This window comes from Thermogemmatispora sp., assembly GCF_019683635.1.
Classification (GTDB): Bacteria; Chloroflexota; Ktedonobacteria; order Ktedonobacterales; family Ktedonobacteraceae; genus Thermogemmatispora.
Window position 1 is genome coordinate 1 of sequence record NZ_JADGIA010000114.1, and the last position, 16,596, is coordinate 16,596.

Consider the following 16,596-nt stretch of genomic DNA (forward strand, 5'->3'; position numbering starts at 1 on the left):
GACCCACAAGGAGAGCATCGCCGGACTGGCCAACGACTTCAGCCTCGATGACGTCCTCTGGGCCAAGGCCGGTGGCCTGGCCGAACTCTGGAAGCCCGCCGAAGCTGTCAAAGTGTTTGAGGAGACCGATCGACTCCGGCAATTCAGACCTCTGCGAGAACTTGGTGCTTATACTATTAATAAAGGCAAAGCCTACTTTCGGCTTGGAGAACTTGATGAGGGTCTTCAGCTTGTCTTGAAAGGTCTAGAGCTAGCAACCGAATATCGCTCAGCACGTCAAATTGGCTGGGTAGAGCGTATCTATATGCAAATGAGGACCCTCCCTATCGGGAAGGACAAACGACTTGATGCCCTGAGAGAGGCTTTGCTTGAAGCCAGGAACAAGCTAGGATAACGGGGCCAGGGTCGCTCAGGACGAGGGACGGGGCAGGCGCTGCCGGCAGTCTCCGCCGCACAGCAGTCCTTGCCCTGCGCCTTGATGAACCCTGCCGCACGGAATGCAACCGGTCCTCTCAGTCAGCAGCTTCGCTTGCGCACATCGTTCGACCAGGCAGCAGCCTGGTTGTCTGTCGTCTTCCCGTTCTTCGCCGCCCTACTGCTTTATCTGCATGCCCTGGGATCTCCAAGCCTCTGGTTCGACGAAGCCTTCTCAGTCGAACTGGCGCGTCAGCCGCTGCCACGGCTCTGGCAAGCCATCTGGGGCCCCGAGCCGAACATGGAACTGTACTATCTCCTACTGCATTTCTGGCTGCAGCTCACGGGCGCCCTCGGACCGGCTCCCACCGAATTCATCCTACGTCTACCCTCGGCCCTCTGCGCCGCTCTGCTCTACCTGCTCAACTATTCCATCCTGATCTACGCCCAGCAAACGCGGGCCTACGCCCGTCAACATCCGCGCCTCTTCTCCATCGTCGAGCGTGTCCCTGATAGCCAGGCCGCCCAGCAGGTCAGCGCCGTCGAGACCTGGCCAGACCAACACTATCAGCTCCTCGCCTCCATGAGCAGCGCCGGAGGCATCAGCGTGCACCTCTATGCCGTTGTTCCCAGCTCGGCCCTGCTCAGGACCGATCAGGGCGCCGACTGGAGTTGAGCCGACTCACCATGAGGAACAGCTCCGGCCAGTCAAGCATACAGCAGAGAACCAGCCAAAAACAGGGTGCCCCACCACCTGCCGCTGAAGACGGTGAGGCACCCATCACGATCCAGCCCGGCGCAGCATAGGCCCGTCCGTTCTCAGTCAGCTGGTCAGCCGATCACAGCTGATCACAGCTGATCAGAGCTGGTCAGCGTCTCTCAGCGGAACGGCCCTGCACATCACGATGCGTGACGCTCAAGTAGGCCACAAAGAGGACCAGCAGGATCAGCAAGACCAGCGAGACCTTACCATCACCCAAACCGAGGCCACCCAGATAGGGCTTGCCGAACCAGTCGGCAATCGAAGCCCCCAGGGGCCTGGTCACAATATAAGCCCACCAGAAGGCCGCAATTGCATTGAAACGTAGCAACCAGTATCCCAGCGCGGGCAGTGCAAAAAGGACCGCGAAGAGGAGGATCGAGGGGAAGTAACCAAGATTGAGCGTAGCCGCCGTCAGATCGCCCGCCGCCGTTCCCAGGGCAAAGGTGGCAATCACCGCCGCCCAGTAGAACAGCTCGCGGCGCCCGCGATAGACACTGTGGATCGAGAGCGTGTGCTCGCACAGATACCAGACCACGAAGATCACCGCCAGGGCCGCTGAGAAAAAGGTCGTCGAAACCACATACGAGATGCCGAGCACCACATGCAGCACATCAGCGGCCATTGTCCCAAAGACCGCCACCATCAAGGCCGTTAGCCAGTAGACCCAGGCGATATAGCGCCGCAGCGAGAGCTGCAAGATCAAAGCCGCCACCAGGCCAAAGCAGCCCAAGCCCACCGCCACATATGGATTGATCTGGTAGACCAGAAAATCTGAGGTCGATTCACCCAAAGCCGTCGTCAGGAGCTTGATCACCCAGAAGTAGACCGTGATCTCCGGCACCTTGACCAGCAGCGGCTGCCATTGCTGGGGCGAGAGCGCAGGAGAGGGCGGCCCCTGCCTCGCAGGATGGACGCCCAACGGGGAAGGACGCATATCAGACATGGCCGCCTCCTTTCGATCCCCACCTCGACAGCGCCCGTCGCCTCAGATCCCAGGGCCAGCGAGCACCAGAGTCCCAGAGAAAAGCCAGAAAAGCCTCAATTGGCTCTCCCTGCCTTACCGGTCCAGCGAGAGCCACCAGTAGAGGAGTGTGCATCGCGTCGATCTGTCCCTCCGTGCAGGATGCAATCAATGTCCAGCAGAGCAGCCAGGAGGCCAATCTCTGCCGAGAGCAACGAGAAGTGTGACAGCGGCCCCACACTTCTCGTGCACCATCACTGCTCTACCAGAACGATGGAGATCCTCACCCGGCCACGAAGAGAGAAAGGAAGCCCGTGTTCCCAGCCCTCGCCCAATACCCTCCAGCTCGCCCGCTCTCCATACCCCAGGCCGCCACGCATCTCACCTCCCTCCAGGGGCGACGGCCCAGCGTTGCCCAAACCAAAAAAATTCCCCTGCGCCGTGCACCGACGCAGCAGGCCATTCCCAGCCACTTCCATTCACCAGAAGCAGATCGGCCACCTACTCCCCCCTTGCACAACCCGCGACAGTGCTGCTCTTGGAGAAAGGAGAGATGAAAGCAATCAGACAGAATAAATGATCAGAAACATTATAACAACAGGAAAAAGGCAACGTTCAAGATAAGGGAAGAAAAGAGCAGACCGGTCACTCCGCCCAGCCAGCCCAGGAGAGAAGCCGGCTGACTACAGCCGCTTCTGCGCCAGCCGGGCCATCATCAGGCGGATCGCCATCGCCTCGCGGAAATGCTGGCGAGCCAGACGCTCGGCCTCATCCTCATCCTGCCGCACAATGGCCTCAAAAAGCGCCTCGTGCTCTGGCAGAGCCGCCTGCTGGCGCTCCGGCCTATCCAGCGTCGTCTTCTGTAAGCGCTCAATCAGGTCGCGCAGATTCGTCAGCTCACGGAACAGATAGCGATTGCGCGCCGCCTGCCAGATGGTCTCGTGAAAGGCGTGGTTGAGCACCACCAGCCGCTCAACATCGCGCTGCTGCGTCGCCTCCCGATACTCCTCCAGAATACGCCGCAAACTAGCCACCTCCAGCTCTGAACGCAAACGCGCCGCCAGCCGCGAGGCCATCCCCTCCAGCGTCTCACGCACCGCGCACAACTCCTCTAATTCCTCTGGCGAGGTGGTTCCTACCACAATCCCCTGACCAGTGTCCCTCACCAGATTGTCCGCTTCCAACTTGCGCAACGCCTCCCGCACCGGCGTGCGACTGACTGAGGCTAGCGCGGCGATATTCTCTTCAACAAGGCGCTCATTCGGCTCTAAGGTCCCGTCAAGAATGGCATTGCGCAGAAATTCATACAGTTCCTGGGCTCTGGAACGCTCACCCGGGAGCTGGATTCGAGAGAGAGGCATGTGCTTCACCCGCTTTCCTGAGAGAGAAGTGTGATGGAGAGCTTTCCTTGCCCTCCATAATTGTATACATCCGTATGCAAGACACTGTCAAGAGAGCCGGAAATTCCTGAGAGGGAGCAGATACCGCTTCTACCCTCTCTAGCAGCGGCCCAACGAACACGTTTCTGCCAGCAACCTCCCCCTTGACAAGGCCCTCTCGCCAGTGTATATAACTGTTGTACAGCTGTATACGACTGTATACAGTGACAGGTTTGTGATGTGGCGAGCCAGGTTTCTGACAATCAAGCACGGCGTAGCAGCCCTGGCTGCGGCCCCTTCGAGGATCAGCTCAGCATCAGCAGATTGGCTGAGGCACTCCCGCCCACCTGGCTCAGGAGAGGAGACGAGGCTGATTGGCGCAAGAGCCAATCGTTCTATGGTGCTTGTACATACAGCAGTATGCCCTATTGGGCATACAAGAGGACGAGCGGGAAAGCGCCCATCATGGCAAGGAGATGCATCTGAGGACGATCAAGTCGTGCTCGGCGGATCGCTCTACCGATCCTTTACTCCCTGCCCTGTCCACTTCCGCTCTTCTGGGGTGTGGCAGAGCAGCCTGCGCCTACTCGTCTAGCGTCTAGCAAGCAAGCTTGCCTGTCCCGCGGCAGCGAGCGCCACGCCGGCAGCACGATCTGTCAAGGTCGGGCCTTGACAGAAGTGCAGGAGGAAAGAGCCTCCAGCTCTATCGAACGGACGAACGCATGAACCAAGGCGGCCCTATCCAATCATCACAAGGAGGTGTCTCGACATGGCACTATTTCAGCGATTGCGCGCGCCCCGTCGTCCCATCGGCCATGCCCTCATCGCTTGCCTGCTATTGATCGCCCTGGCGCTTTCGGCCTGCGCCTCCTCCACCTCCGGCGGCGGTGCTTCGAACTCGGCCCCGATCCGCATCGGCTTCTCCATTACAGAAACCGGGCCGCAATCCGCCCCGGCCAAGTTTGATCTGCAGGGCTACCAGCTTGGCGCCGACGCCATCAACGCCCAAGGGGGACTACTCGGGCGCAAAGTGCAGCTGGTCTACTATGATGATCAGGGCAGCGCCTCGACCGCTGTGCAGCTCTACCAGCGCCTCATCACCAGTGACAAAGTAGACCTGCTGGTTGGGCCTTACCAGACCGACCTGACCTCGGCCATCGCCCCTCTGGTGACGCGCTACAAGATGGCCATGCCCGCAATGGCCGCCAACCTGGAGCCATTCAGCGGACGCTACCCCTACCTGGTGCAGTCGATTACCCAGACCCCTCGCTACATGATTCCCGTCATCGACCTGGCGGCCACCAAAGGCTACAAGACGCTGGCCCTGCTGATCCAGGATACCGCCTTTCCACTTGAGCTGGCCCAGGGCATCAAGCAAGAGGCTGCAGCGCGCGGCATTCGCGTGGTTTTCGAAGCAACCTATCCCGCCGACACCAATGACTTCACCGCCCTTGTTCTCAAGGCCGGCGCCGCCAAGCCGGACATGATCATCGGTGCCACCTATCTGGCTGACGCCGAAGGCATCATCCGCGCCGCCCGCGCCTCCAACGTCAACGCCAAGCTCTTCGCCTTCAGTATCGGGCCGGTCGAGCCGGAATTTGGCAGCGCTCTGGGCAACGCTGCCAATGGCATCCTGGGGACAACGCTCTGGTTCCCGACGCTCAAGACCGCCGGCAACGCCGAGTTCGTCCAGAACTTCCGTGCCCGCTTTGGGCGCGACCCCGACTATCATGCGGCAATGGCCTACGCCACGATGCAGGCCCTGGCGGCAGCCGTCAAAATGGCCGGCAGCCTCGATCAGACCAAGATCCGCGATGCCTACCTCAAGCTCGACTTGCAGACAGTGGCCGGCGAGTTCAAGCTGAACAACCTTGGTCAGCAGCTGGGTTATCAGTCCTACGTGCTGCAGTGGCAGAACGGTAAGCAGGAACTGGTCTGGCCGCCAGCGGTGGCTACCAGCCCGGTGCAGTTGCCGCATCCGAACTGGTAAATGCTGGAGTAGAGCCGGCACTATGTCGCTCCGCGCGGGGCAGACAGGCACATCTGAGCCAGAAACAGGGGGAAACGCTAACGATGCTCCAGCTCCAGACCTATCTGTTGCTCCTGCTCACCGGCATCATGTGGGGCGGAGTCTACCTGCTGATGGCCTCCGGCCTCAATCTGATCTACGGCGTCATGAAGGTCGTCAATCTGGCCCACGGCGACTTCATTGTCGTGGCCGGTTTGCTGGCCGTGACCCTCTATGGCGCCTTTCGGGCCGGGCCAGCCCTGGCCATCCCTGTGGCCACTCTCCTCTTCCTGCTCGTCGGCGGCCTGGTCTACCGTGGCCTGCTGGCCCGGGTAGAGACAACGGCTCCACAGGGTGAGCTGCGTACGCTGCTCATTACCTTCGGCCTCTCCTCAATCATCTCGAACATCGCCCTGCTCATCTGGGGCGGTCAGTACCAGTCGGTCCCGTTCTTTCAATCGGCGGTGCACCTGGGGGCGCTGTTCTTCCCGGAGTCCTTGCTGGTCTCATCGCTGCTGGCCTTTGCCCTGGCCTTCGCTGTCCAGCTCTGGCTGACACGCACACGCTCAGGGCGGCTGGTACGGGCCACCGCTCAGTCGGAGCTGGGAGCGGCAAGCTGTGGCCTGAACACGGGACGCATTCGCCTGCTGACCTTTGCCCTGGGGGCGGCGATGGCTGGCGCCGCCGGCGCTCTGACAGTGGTCCTGATCCCAGTGCAGGCTGCTTCTGGCGGCTTCATGACGGTCCAGGCTTTTACCCTGATCGCCCTCGGTGGCCTCGGCAATTACCTGGGCGCCCTCCTGGCCGCCATTCTCCTGGGAGTGATCGAGGTGAGCAGCAGCTACTTTCTGGGCGCCAGCGCCGCCTCAGCGGTGATCTACGTGATCTTTATTCTGGTGCTGATTGTGCGACCGCAGGGCCTGCTTGGCCAAAGGGGGCGCATATGAGACGGAGGCACATCAGGCCAACCTTTCCCGGGTGGCGAGCCACAGGACTCTTCAAGCAAGAAGGCGCCTGGCTGATTTTTGGGGTGGCCGTCGTTGCCGGGGTTCTGATTGCGCTCTTCGGGAACGGCGATCAGGCCCAGCTCCTCTTCTCCACCTGCCTGTTCGTGGTCCTGGCCTATGCCTGGAATATTATCAGCGGGCTGAGCGGCTACGTCTCCTTCGGCCAGGTGGGCTTCTTCGGCATCGGGGCCTATGTGGCCGCAACCTGCCAGATCGCCTGGCAGTGGGATTGGTACCTGGCGGCGCTGGGGGCGGTCCTGGCGGCAGTGCTCCTGGCCCTGCCGCTGGGGACGGTGATGCTGCGCCTGCAGGGCATCTTTTTCGCCCTGGGGATGTTCGGGCTGAGCCACATCGGGGCCTTGATCGCCACCTCGACGCCACTGGTAGGCGGGAGCATGGGCGAGCCAGTGCCCATCGTGGGTAGCACTCAGGAGACCGCCCTGGTCATGCTGGCCTGCGCAGTGGGGTCCGTTCTGCTGACGGCCTGGCTGCTGCGTTCGCCGCTGGGGCTACGCCTGCTGGCCTTGCGCGACGACGAGAAGGCCGCCGAGGCTTCGGGGATCAATACCAACGCGAGCAAGGTGGTGGCTTTCTGCCTGAGCGCCGGCCTGGCCGCCCTGGCGGGCGCGCTCTATGTGTGGAACGTGGGCTTCATCGATCCCGGCAGCGCCTTCAACAACACCTATGAGCTGCAGACGATCCTGATGGTGCTCTTCGGCGGGATTGGCACGCTCTGGGGGCCGCTGCTGGGCGCAGTGGTCATTTCGTTGATCAGCAATGCCCTCTGGGCCCAGTTCCCACAGCAGCAGCAAATTATTCTGGGGGCCTTGATCTTGATCGCCGTGCTCTGGATGCCGGGCGGCCTGGTCTCGCTCTTCCAGCGTTTCGGCTGGCTGCGACGCCGTCCGGTATGGGGGCCGCCTCCAATGATAGAGGCTGAGGCGCGGCGGGCACTCTTCCCCGCCGCGGTCAGCAGGACAGGAGAGCCAGCGCTGCGCTGCGAGGAGATTACCCGGCACTTCGGTGGCCTGACAGCCCTCAACCGGGTCAATCTGGAAGCTCGCAGCGGGCAGATCGTCGCCGTGATTGGTCCCAACGGGGCCGGCAAGACCACCCTCTTTAACCTGATCACGGGCTTCGACCGCTGCAACGGTGGGACCATTCGCTTTGGTGAGACGCTCCTCAACCGTCTGGCTCCCTATCGCATTGCGCGGGCCGGCATCGCGCGTACCTTCCAGACCTGTCGGCCTTTCCCTTCGTTGACGGCCTGGGAGACCCTGCTGTTGCCGGCTCTGGCGGCGGGCATCCCGAAGGAGGAGGCCATCAGGACGGCTACCCAGATGCTAGAGCGCCTGGCCCTGCGCGAGCAGTGGGATGCCTCGCCCGAGGGCCTGCCGCCGGGTCAGCTCCGTTTCCTGGAAATCGGACGGGCCTTGATGCTGCGTCCGCGCGTGTTGCTCCTCGATGAGGTGATGGCCGGGATGTCGCCCGAGGAGATCCATCTCGTGCATGCGCTGCTGCGCGAGGCGGTAGCGGCGGGCTGCGCCGTAGTGGCGATTGAGCATGTGGTGCCCGCCATTATGCCCATTGCCGATCATGTCTATGTACTCGACTTCGGCACCACTATCGCCCAGGGCCGCCCTGACGAAGTTCTGCGCAATCCCGCGGTGATCGAGGCCTACCTGGGCACGGGAGAGGAGGCGCCGGTCAATGCCTGAGTTGCTTCAGTTACAGCAGGTCTCGGGCGGCTATCATGGTCGCACCGTCGTCCATGAGGTCAGTCTGAGCATCGCCGAGGGCGAGGCAGTGGCCGCGGTCGGCGCCAATGGAGCTGGCAAGACGACCCTGCTGCGCCTGATCATGGGCCAGCTGCCGCTGAGCGGCGGCCAGGTCTTCTTTGCAGGTCGCGATCTGGCCCGCCTGCCACCTTTTGAGCGCGTACGCCTGGGCATCGGTTACGTACCCGAGGGGCGCGCACTCTTTCCCGAGATGACCGTCGAGGAGAACCTGGAGATTGGCGCCTATCGCGCCAGCAGGGCTGACCTTCGCCAGCGCCTGGCCTACATCTACCAGATCTTTCCCAAGCTGCAGCGCCTGCGCCAGACTCGCTGTCGACTGCTCTCCGGTGGCGAGCAGCAGATGGTCACGGTTGGACGGGCTTTGATGACCCATCCGCGGCTGCTGATCCTTGACGAGCCATCGACCGGTCTGGCCCCGCGGGTGGTTGGCGAGCTGTACCAGGCCCTGCGGGCCTTACATGCCGGCGGCCTGACGGTCTTTGTGGTCGAGCAGAATGCCTACGCGGCCCTGCGCTTCGCCCAGCGTGGCTATGTCTTCGAGGATGGCCACATTACGCGCGTGGCCCCCGCCGCCGAGCTGCTGCATGACCCACGCCTGGTAGAGTCCTACGTCGGGCGGGCCAGCCCAATGGCGAGCAGCTAAGGCCCCGGCCTGATTGAAGCAGAACCGGTCGAGCGCGTCTGAGCGAGCACCCCAGCCGCAGCAGAGCAGCCGGCAGTTCATCATTCCATCAGCAGGAGGAGGGTTGATTATCAATGGCAGCGATCAAGGGGGCGGAACTGATCGTTGATTTTCTGATCAGGCGCGGCGTCCCCTATGTCTTTGGTCTCTGTGGTCACGGCATCCTCGGCTTTCTGGATGCCGTCTATGACCGCCGGGACGAGCTGAAAGCTATCTCTGTGCACCATGAGGCCTGCGCCGCCTTCATGGCCGACGCCTACTTCCGCGTGGCCCAGAGGCCGGTTGCGACTTTCACGTCCTGCGGCCCCGGCTCTACCAACCTGGTGCCGGCGATCGCTTCGGCCTTCATGGATTCGTCGGCCTTCCTGGCCATCACTGGCAACGTTCCCACCTCACAGTGGAACCGTGGCCCCTTTCAGGAGAGCGGTCGCTATTTCCAGGGGGAGTTTGTCAACGTACTGCGCCCCTACGTCAAGCGCAGCTTTCAGCCGACGCGGGCCGACATGCTACCGCTGGCACTGCGCCAGGCTTATACGTTGATGCTGAGCGGGCGCCCGGGGCCGGTCCACCTCGATGTACCGCTCAATGTCTTTGTGGAGACCGTGGAGCGCGAGGAGGCTGAGCGCGAGCTATGGGACTGCCCCATTGCTTCGCGCGCCGGGGCTGATCCCGCCGATCTGCAGGAAGCCCTGCGTCTCTTGCTCTCTGCCCAGCGCCCGGTGATTGTGGCGGGACACGGTGTCGAGCTAAGCCAGGCCGAGTCGGAGCTGCTGCGCCTGGCCGAGCAGTTGTCGATTCCGGTGGTCACCACTCCACTCGGCAAGGGCGTCATCGATGCGCGCCATCGGCTGAGCCTGGGAGCCACAGGACGCAACGGGAGCTATCCGGCCAATGCGGCCACCCGCAACGCCGATGTCATTCTGGCCCTGGGGACACGCTTCGACGATCGCTCGACCAGCTCCTGGCTGCCGGGCTTTACTTACCGCATTCCGCCTACCAGGCTGATCCATGTCGATATCGATCCCAGCGAGATCGGCAGAAACTATCAGCCGGCAGTCGGTATTGTCGGCGACATCAGGACGGTGCTGCGCCAGCTGCTGGAGGCCCTGTCAGCGTGTGCTACCACGGCGTTGGAGACGAGAGCTGCGGCGCGCCGCAGCTGGCTGGAGAAGATTGGGGAGTGGCAACGCAAATGGGAGGCGCACGTCAATGAGCCGCGCCGCTCGGAGGCAGTCCCTCTGCGACCCGAGCGCGTCATCAGTGAGCTGCGCGCCGCCCTGCCCGAGGACGCTATCGTTGTCTCCGATGTGGGGGTGCACCATAACTGGCTGGTCTCAGCTTTTCCGGCCTATCGCTCGCGCACCCTGTTGCAGAGCTTCGGTTTCGCCTCGATGGGCTTTGGCGTCGCCGGAGCTTTGGGGGCCAAGCTGGCCGCTCCGGAGCGCAGCGTTGTCAGTGTCTGTGGCGACGGCGGCTTCTTGATGTGGCCAGGCACAGTCGCCACGGCAGTCGAATACGCCATTCCGGTGGTCTGGCTGGTCTGGAACAACTATGGCTATTGCTCGATCCGCGATCAGCAGCTCGGCTACTTTGGCAGCGGGCGCGAGCTGGTGACAAGCTTCGTCGAGGAGCAGAGCGGGCGCCTCTTCTCGGCAGATTTTGCGGCCCTGGCGCGGGCTATGGGGGCCGATGGCTATCTGGTCGAGCGTCCCGGCGACCTGGGCGATCTCCTGCATCAGGCTCTGACGAGCGGGCGCCCGACGGTGCTCGATGTACGCGTCGATCGCGAGGTCAGGCCGCCAGCCACGGCCAGCTGGGAGCTGCCACCGCTGCCCCACCCGCTGCCCAATTTTGGTTGGCAGGAGGATCAGCTATGAGTGCCTCGCCGTCCTTTGAGCCGCGGCCCTCGTCGATCCCCAAGGAGGTCGACGAGGTGCGCCCGGTCCGCGCCGAAGAGCTGGTCTGGGTCGAGCCGCCGCAGCACCATGAAGCCTACTCTAAGCTGCTGGTGAACCCGGACAACAGCCGGACGCGCTACTTTGATTTTCGGCTCTCGCTCTATCAGCCGCGCGGCTACGCCGAGAATCACGTCCACGAAGAGGCCGAGCACGTCTACTACATTCTCAAGGGGCGTGGCCTGATGCGCCTGGGCGAGCGCCAATATGTGGTTGAGCCGCATACGGCCATTTTCATTCCGCCCGGGGTGGTGCATTCTCTGGCCAATACGGGCCTGGAGGACCTGCTCTTCATCGTGGTGACGGTGCCCGCCGGCGAGCTGGAGCGGCGCGACCGCCGCGAGGATGAGATCAACCATCCCGACGAATCTGCCAGCCCTGGCGTCTGACTGTCGCCGCGCTGGCATGTAGTGGAGATGTGACGTCTATCAGTGCCACGGCCAGCGGGGAGCGGGCCGGCTGCTCCAGGCTCGGCCCGCCGCCTCCCGCCTGACTGCCTGTTCATCTGTCCACCTGGCGCTGTGGCAGGCGACAGGCCGTCCATCGAGAGAAGCAGTCTTTAGAAAGGAGTTGGACACCATCATGGGAGAGCGTTTGAAGGAGCGCATTGCTGTGATCACTGGTGCGGCGCGCGGCAACGGACGGGCCATTGCCGAGGCCTATGCCCGCGAAGGGGCTTCCGTGGTGATTGCCGACATCATGGAGGAGGCAGCCCGCCAGACCGCCGCCGAGCTTGCTCAGGCGACAGGTCAACGGGTTGTCGGAAAGCATCTCGACGTCACCAATGCGACGGAGGTCAATGAGCTGGCCACCTGGACGGTCCGCGAATTCGGGCGGGTCGATATTCTGGTCAACAATGCCGGCGTCATCGGACGTTACGATTTTCTGGAGATCACGGAAGCTGAATGGGATCGGGTGCTGGACATCAATCTGAAGGGAACCTTCCTGTGCGGGCAGGCTTTCGCCCGCCGCATGAAAGAGCAGGGCGGCGGCGTGATCATCAATATCGCCTCGGTCAATGCCGAGAGCGTCAACCCGACGACCGTGCATTACTGCACCAGCAAAGGCGGGGTACGCACCCTGACCAAAGCGATGGCCCTGGCGCTGGTCAAGGCCAATATTCGCGTCAACGCTATCGGCCCCGGCCCGATCTATACGGAGCTGAGCAAGGACCGGCTGGACGATCCGCAATCGTTAGCGGCAACGCTGGCTCATATTCCGATGGGGCGCGTGGGGCAGCCGAGCGATCTGGCGGGGGCGGCGGTCTTCCTGGCCTCCGACGAGTCGGCCTATATCACGGGGATCACGCTCTATGTCGATGGTGGCTGGCTAACCATGTAGCGAGGCAGGTCGGTGGGGGGATCACGGCCCCACCTCCCAGCGCCTTTCATGGCAGGCGAGGAGAAAGGAGGGACACAGCAAGGTGATACGCCATATCTTTCTTGGCAAGGCCCGCGCAGAGGCGACGCCGGAGCAGCTAGAGGAGCTGTGCGCCGCCTGGCGCTCGCTCGTCGGGCAGGTGCCAGGCTTGCGCAGCCTGGTAGCCGGGCGCAACATCAGTCCGCGCGATCAACAGTACACCGTAGCGCTGGTGGCTGATCTCGACGATATGGAGGCCTGGGAGCGCTATATGCAGCATCCCGCTCATGTGGCGATCAGCCAGCGTCTGACGTCCAAACTGATTCAGAGCGACGGGCGCGCAATGGTACAACTGGTAATGGAGGGCCAATGACAGAGTACTACGATGTCATCGTGGTCGGCGGCGGCAACGCCGGCCTCAGCGCTGCGCATGCGGCGCGCGAGCAGGTGGACAAGGTGTTAGTGCTGGAAAAGGCCGGCAGCGACTGGGCAGGCGGCAACAGCTATTTCACAGCGGGCGCCTTCCGCACCACCTTCTCCAGTCTGGAGGAACTGCTGCCGCTCCTGGACGAGCGCGACGAGGCTTTTCTGCAGCGGACCGCGCTCCCCCCCTACACGCCTGAGCAGTTCCTGCAGGATATGCAGCGCACCACCAAAGGTCGCTGTGATCCTGAGTTGACGGCGATCCTGGTGCAGGAGGCCGCTGAGACCATTCGCTGGCTGCATCAGAAAGGACTGCGCTTCCGCCTGATGTACGATCGCCAGTCGTTCCAGGTTGATGGCGAGTTCCGTTTCTGGGGCGGGCTGGCCCTGGGCACGGTCAACGGCGGCAAGGGATTGATCGAGCAGCATCTGCAGGCGGCGGCAGCCAGCGGCATCGAGGTGCGCTTCAACAGCCCGGTTGTTGATCTGGAATGCGACATGACGGGAGCAGTCTGCGGTGTGATTTGCTCTCCACCAGGCAGAGAGCGGCAGCGTATTCGGGCCGGTGCCGTGGTCCTGGCGGCGGGCGGCTTCGAGGCCAATCCGCAGCTTCGTAGCTGCTACCTGGGGCCTGGCTGGGATCTGGCCCGTGTGCGTGGCACGCCCTACAATACGGGCGAGGTCCTCTTTGCCGCTCTGGCGCTGGGAGCGCAGTCCTATGGCCACTGGAGCGGCTGTCACTCGGTGGCCTGGGACGTCGCCGCTCCTCCCCACGGTGATCGCTTCTTGACCAACCTGCTGACCAAGCAGTCCTATCCGCTGGGGATTGTGGTCAATAGTCAGGGCAAGCGCTTCCTCGATGAGGGGGCCGACTTCCGCAACTACACCTACGCTCGCTATGGCGCCGAGATCATGAAGCAACCCGATGGCATCGCTTTCCAGCTCTTCGATGCCAAAACTGAGCCGCTTCTGCGCAAGGATGAGTACACTGCCCCCGGCGTCTCGCGCTTCGAGGCTCTGACGATTCGCGAGCTGGCGCAGAAGGCGGGAATCGATGCCGATGGCCTGGAGGAGACGGTCGCCACCTTCAACGCTGCGGTGATGCGCGATGTGAAGTTTAATCCAGCCATCAAGGACGGCAAGGGCACGGTCGGCATCACCCCCAGAAAATCAAACTGGGCCCAGCCGCTGGATACGCCGCCCTACTACGCCTTCGCGGTCACCTGCGGTATTACGTTCACCTTCGGGGGGCTACGCATTGACCCCAATGGGCGCGTACTGGACCGGCTCAATCTGCCAATGCCCGGTCTGTACGCTGCCGGCGAGCTGGTCGGTGGCCTCTTCTACCATAACTACCCGGGCGGTGCCGGTCTGATGGCCGGCTCGGTCTTTGGACGCCGCGCCGGACGGGCCGCCGGTCAGTGGTCCCGAGAGCGGCGCGCCCTTGATAGGGCCAGCTAGTTCGCCGCTCTCGCTCTTCGCTTCGCCCCTCTGGCCGGGCCGGTCGCCAGCTCGCCCGGCGCCCGCCTGCCTGCCTGTCGGGCTGGTCAGCGAGACAGAGAGAGCGCCCACCGGGTAGCCGGGATCAACTGGTTTCGGCCAAAGCGGACGCGGAGAGCACTAGGAAGGAAAGAAGGAACGAAGGAAGGATGAGCACGATGAGTCAGTCATCGGCTGCCGCCAGGGCGGTTATTGTGCGCGACAAGTGGAGTGGCGAGGTCATCGGCGAGCTGCCGCGGGCCGGCGAGCGCGAGATCGAGCAGGCGCTGCAGGCGGCAGAGCAGGCCAGGCGGCGCCCGTGGCCGGCGCGCGAACGGGCGGCGGTCCTGCAGCGGGCGGTGGCGCTGCTTGAAGAGCGCCGCACCGCAGTGCTGGAGACCATGCGCCGCGAAACGGGCTTCTCGCGCAAGGATGTCGAACAGGAATTTGCGCGGGCCGTGGTCACGCTGACCCTCTGCGCGCAGGAGGCTCTACGCCTGGGTGGCGAAGTGGTGCCTCTGGACGCCAGCCCCGGCTTCGAGCAGCGTCTGGCCTTGACCATCCGTGTGCCAGTGGGCATCGTCCTGGCCATCACGCCCTTCAATGCTCCGCTCAATACGGTCTGCCACAAGATCGGGCCAGCTCTGGCCGCCGGCAACGCCGTCATCCTCAAGCCGGCGGAGTTGACTCCGCTGACAGCCGCGTTACTGGCCCAGATCCTCGACGAAGCCGGGCTACCCGAGGGCCGTCTGCAGGTCCTCTATGGCTCCGGCTCCGAGGTCGGTCTGCGGCTCCTGCGCGATCCGCGTATTGGCTTTACCACCTTCACCGGTTCAACCGAGGTGGGAGCGATCGTCAAGCGCGAGACGGGTCTGCGTCCAGTCTCGCTGGAGCTGGGCAGCGTCTCAGCGACCATCATCTGCGCCGATGCCGATCTGGAGCGGGCGGCCCGCGACGTAGCCCACGCCGGCTATCGCAAAGCCGGCCAGGTCTGCACGTCAGTCCAATCGCTCTTTGTCCATACTTCAGTGGAGCGCGAGTTTGTGGAGCGTCTGAGCGCGCAGGTAGCGGCCCTTAAGAGCGGCGACCCCGCCGATCCGGCGACAGAGGTCGGGCCACTGATCAGCGAGAGCGCGGCAGCGCGAGCCTGCGCCCTGGTGGAGGAGGCTCTGCAGTCGGGGGCGCGCGTGCTGGTCGGCGGCTCCTGCACAGGAACGCTCTTTCAGCCGACACTGCTGCATGAGGTCGCGCCACCAATGCGCATCACGCGTGAAGAGATCTTCGCTCCTGTGGTTAGCATTGTGCGCTTTGAGCGGCTGGATGAGGCGATCGAGGCGGCCAACGCCAGCCGCTACGGCTTGCAGGCCGGGGTCTACACTTCCTCGCTGGCAACAGCTCTGGAGCTGGCTCGCCGTCTGGAGGTGGGTGGAGTGATTATCAATGGTACTTCCAGTACGCGCGCCGACGGCATGCCCTACGGCGGTATGAAAGATAGCGGCTTCGGCAAGGAAGGCCCCGCCTACGCCATCCGCGAGATGACGGTTGAGCGTCTGGTGATGCTGGGACCTTGAGTTGAGCCAGCGCTCCTCAGCCAGCTCGGGTCACGCGGGCGCCTCTTGACGCAGCGGGGTCGCGCGTGCTGCTGCGCTGGCGTGCACACGGCGCCCACGCGGCAGTGTGCGCCCTTGCCCCTACCCCCCGCTGCGTGAGGAGGTGGGCAGCTCGCCTTTCGACGACGGCAGGCGTTCGGAGGCGTGAGCTGCCCGCCGCGCTCGCCCACCTACCCGCCAACGGCGAACCATAGTCAGCAAGAGAGAGCAAGACAGGGACTTCACCGGGGCCTGTTGAGACCAGCACCCAGCTCACCGGCCCGTCTCTCCTGGGGGCCAGAAAAGCGCGCGACAGGCGTCTTACTCAGAAGAGAGGCTTCGCGAGAGAGGTCTCTCGCCACTTGCGCGCCTCTACTGTTGTGATAATGCACTCCATGCATCTTCGGAGAAATCGGTGATGACCTACGCTGGCTTTCTGGCCCTCTTCTTGCTTGTGCCCATCGGCTTGCTGACGCTGCTGCTGGGCCGGCGCCTGTTCTGCCGTCGCTACTGGCTGACGACTGTCCCGCTTGCTGCGATCGTCCTGCTTGCTATGGCTCCCTGGGATCATGCCGCCGTCGCTCGCGGCATCTGGAACTGGTCCCCCGCCCAGACCTGGGGTCTGCGTCTCTGGCTCATTCCCCTCGAAGAATATCTCTTCGCTCTGCTGGAAACCCTGCTGACCACCTTGCTGCTCTACGCCCTCCTACGCTCTGGCCCCGCTCCCGTGCCCGCAGCCCCAGAGGAAGAGACTACCACCAGGAAAGGGGTCTGAGGG

Annotated in this window: 15 protein-coding genes; 13 read left to right on the top strand and 2 right to left on the bottom strand. The window is 63.3% G+C overall.

What is annotated here, in order from left to right:
* Positions 1 to 394: hypothetical protein (locus tag IRZ31_RS13275; RefSeq protein WP_297154420.1), on the top strand; the 394-nt coding region annotated here is incomplete at its 5' end.
* Between the two features lie 135 nt (positions 395 to 529).
* Positions 530 to 1,090: a hypothetical protein gene (locus IRZ31_RS13280; protein ID WP_297154422.1), complete on the top strand. Its 561-nt coding sequence runs from the start codon at positions 530 to 532 to the stop codon at positions 1,088 to 1,090.
* Positions 1,091 to 1,283: 193 nt separating this feature from the next.
* Here IRZ31_RS13280 and IRZ31_RS13285 read toward each other — a convergent pair whose 3' ends face one another.
* Complete coding sequence (locus IRZ31_RS13285) at positions 1,284 to 2,120, bottom strand: hypothetical protein (RefSeq protein WP_297154423.1); 837 nt, start codon at positions 2,118 to 2,120, stop codon at positions 1,284 to 1,286.
* Positions 2,121 to 2,821: 701 nt separating this feature from the next.
* Positions 2,822 to 3,499 carry a GntR family transcriptional regulator gene (locus IRZ31_RS13290; protein WP_112432366.1) on the bottom strand — a complete coding sequence of 226 codons (678 nt, stop codon included), beginning with the start codon at positions 3,497 to 3,499 and terminating at the stop codon, positions 2,822 to 2,824.
* A gap of 787 nt (positions 3,500 to 4,286) precedes the next feature.
* Here IRZ31_RS13290 and IRZ31_RS13295 point away from each other — a divergent pair.
* The 11 genes from IRZ31_RS13295 to IRZ31_RS13345 all read left to right on the top strand — a co-directional run bounded on the left by IRZ31_RS13295 (position 4,287) and on the right by IRZ31_RS13345 (position 16,593).
* Positions 4,287 to 5,507 (top strand): amino acid ABC transporter substrate-binding protein, encoded by a 1,221-nt coding sequence (locus IRZ31_RS13295; protein WP_297154425.1) that lies wholly within the window; start codon positions 4,287 to 4,289, stop codon positions 5,505 to 5,507.
* A gap of 83 nt (positions 5,508 to 5,590) precedes the next feature.
* Positions 5,591 to 6,472 (top strand): branched-chain amino acid ABC transporter permease, encoded by an 882-nt coding sequence (locus IRZ31_RS13300; protein WP_112432360.1) that lies wholly within the window; start codon positions 5,591 to 5,593, stop codon positions 6,470 to 6,472.
* A complete protein-coding gene (locus tag IRZ31_RS13305; RefSeq protein ID WP_297154428.1) occupies positions 6,469 to 8,250 on the top strand; it encodes a branched-chain amino acid ABC transporter ATP-binding protein/permease in 1,782 nt (593 codons plus the stop codon). Before IRZ31_RS13300 ends, IRZ31_RS13305 begins: the two co-directional genes overlap by 4 nt.
* The gene (locus IRZ31_RS13310; protein ID WP_112432356.1) at positions 8,243 to 8,974 is read left to right on the top strand and encodes an ABC transporter ATP-binding protein; all 732 of its coding nucleotides are present in this window, start codon (positions 8,243 to 8,245) and stop codon (positions 8,972 to 8,974) included. Before IRZ31_RS13305 ends, IRZ31_RS13310 begins: the two co-directional genes overlap by 8 nt.
* A 113-nt stretch (positions 8,975 to 9,087) precedes the next feature.
* Positions 9,088 to 10,890 carry a thiamine pyrophosphate-binding protein gene (locus IRZ31_RS13315; RefSeq protein ID WP_297154431.1) on the top strand — a complete coding sequence of 601 codons (1,803 nt, stop codon included), beginning with the start codon at positions 9,088 to 9,090 and terminating at the stop codon, positions 10,888 to 10,890.
* Entirely contained in the window at positions 10,887 to 11,357 is a 471-nt protein-coding gene (locus IRZ31_RS13320; RefSeq protein WP_112432352.1) for a cupin domain-containing protein, read from the top strand. Before IRZ31_RS13315 ends, IRZ31_RS13320 begins: the two co-directional genes overlap by 4 nt.
* 193 nt (positions 11,358 to 11,550) lie before the next feature.
* Complete coding sequence (locus tag IRZ31_RS13325; RefSeq protein ID WP_112432350.1) at positions 11,551 to 12,309, top strand: SDR family oxidoreductase; 759 nt, start codon at positions 11,551 to 11,553, stop codon at positions 12,307 to 12,309.
* 82 nt (positions 12,310 to 12,391) lie between these two features.
* Entirely contained in the window at positions 12,392 to 12,700 is a 309-nt protein-coding gene (locus IRZ31_RS13330; protein ID WP_112432348.1) for a Dabb family protein, read from the top strand.
* Complete coding sequence (tcuA, locus tag IRZ31_RS13335) at positions 12,697 to 14,211, top strand: FAD-dependent tricarballylate dehydrogenase TcuA (protein ID WP_297154435.1); 1,515 nt, start codon at positions 12,697 to 12,699, stop codon at positions 14,209 to 14,211. Before IRZ31_RS13330 ends, tcuA begins: the two co-directional genes overlap by 4 nt.
* A 188-nt stretch (positions 14,212 to 14,399) precedes the next feature.
* The gene (locus IRZ31_RS13340) at positions 14,400 to 15,800 is read left to right on the top strand and encodes an aldehyde dehydrogenase family protein (protein ID WP_297154437.1); all 1,401 of its coding nucleotides are present in this window, start codon (positions 14,400 to 14,402) and stop codon (positions 15,798 to 15,800) included.
* A 436-nt stretch (positions 15,801 to 16,236) separates the two neighbouring features.
* Positions 16,237 to 16,593, top strand: a complete 357-nt coding sequence (locus tag IRZ31_RS13345) for a lycopene cyclase domain-containing protein (RefSeq protein ID WP_297154439.1) — start codon at positions 16,237 to 16,239, stop codon at positions 16,591 to 16,593.
* The last annotated feature ends 3 nt before the right edge of the window (positions 16,594 to 16,596 follow it).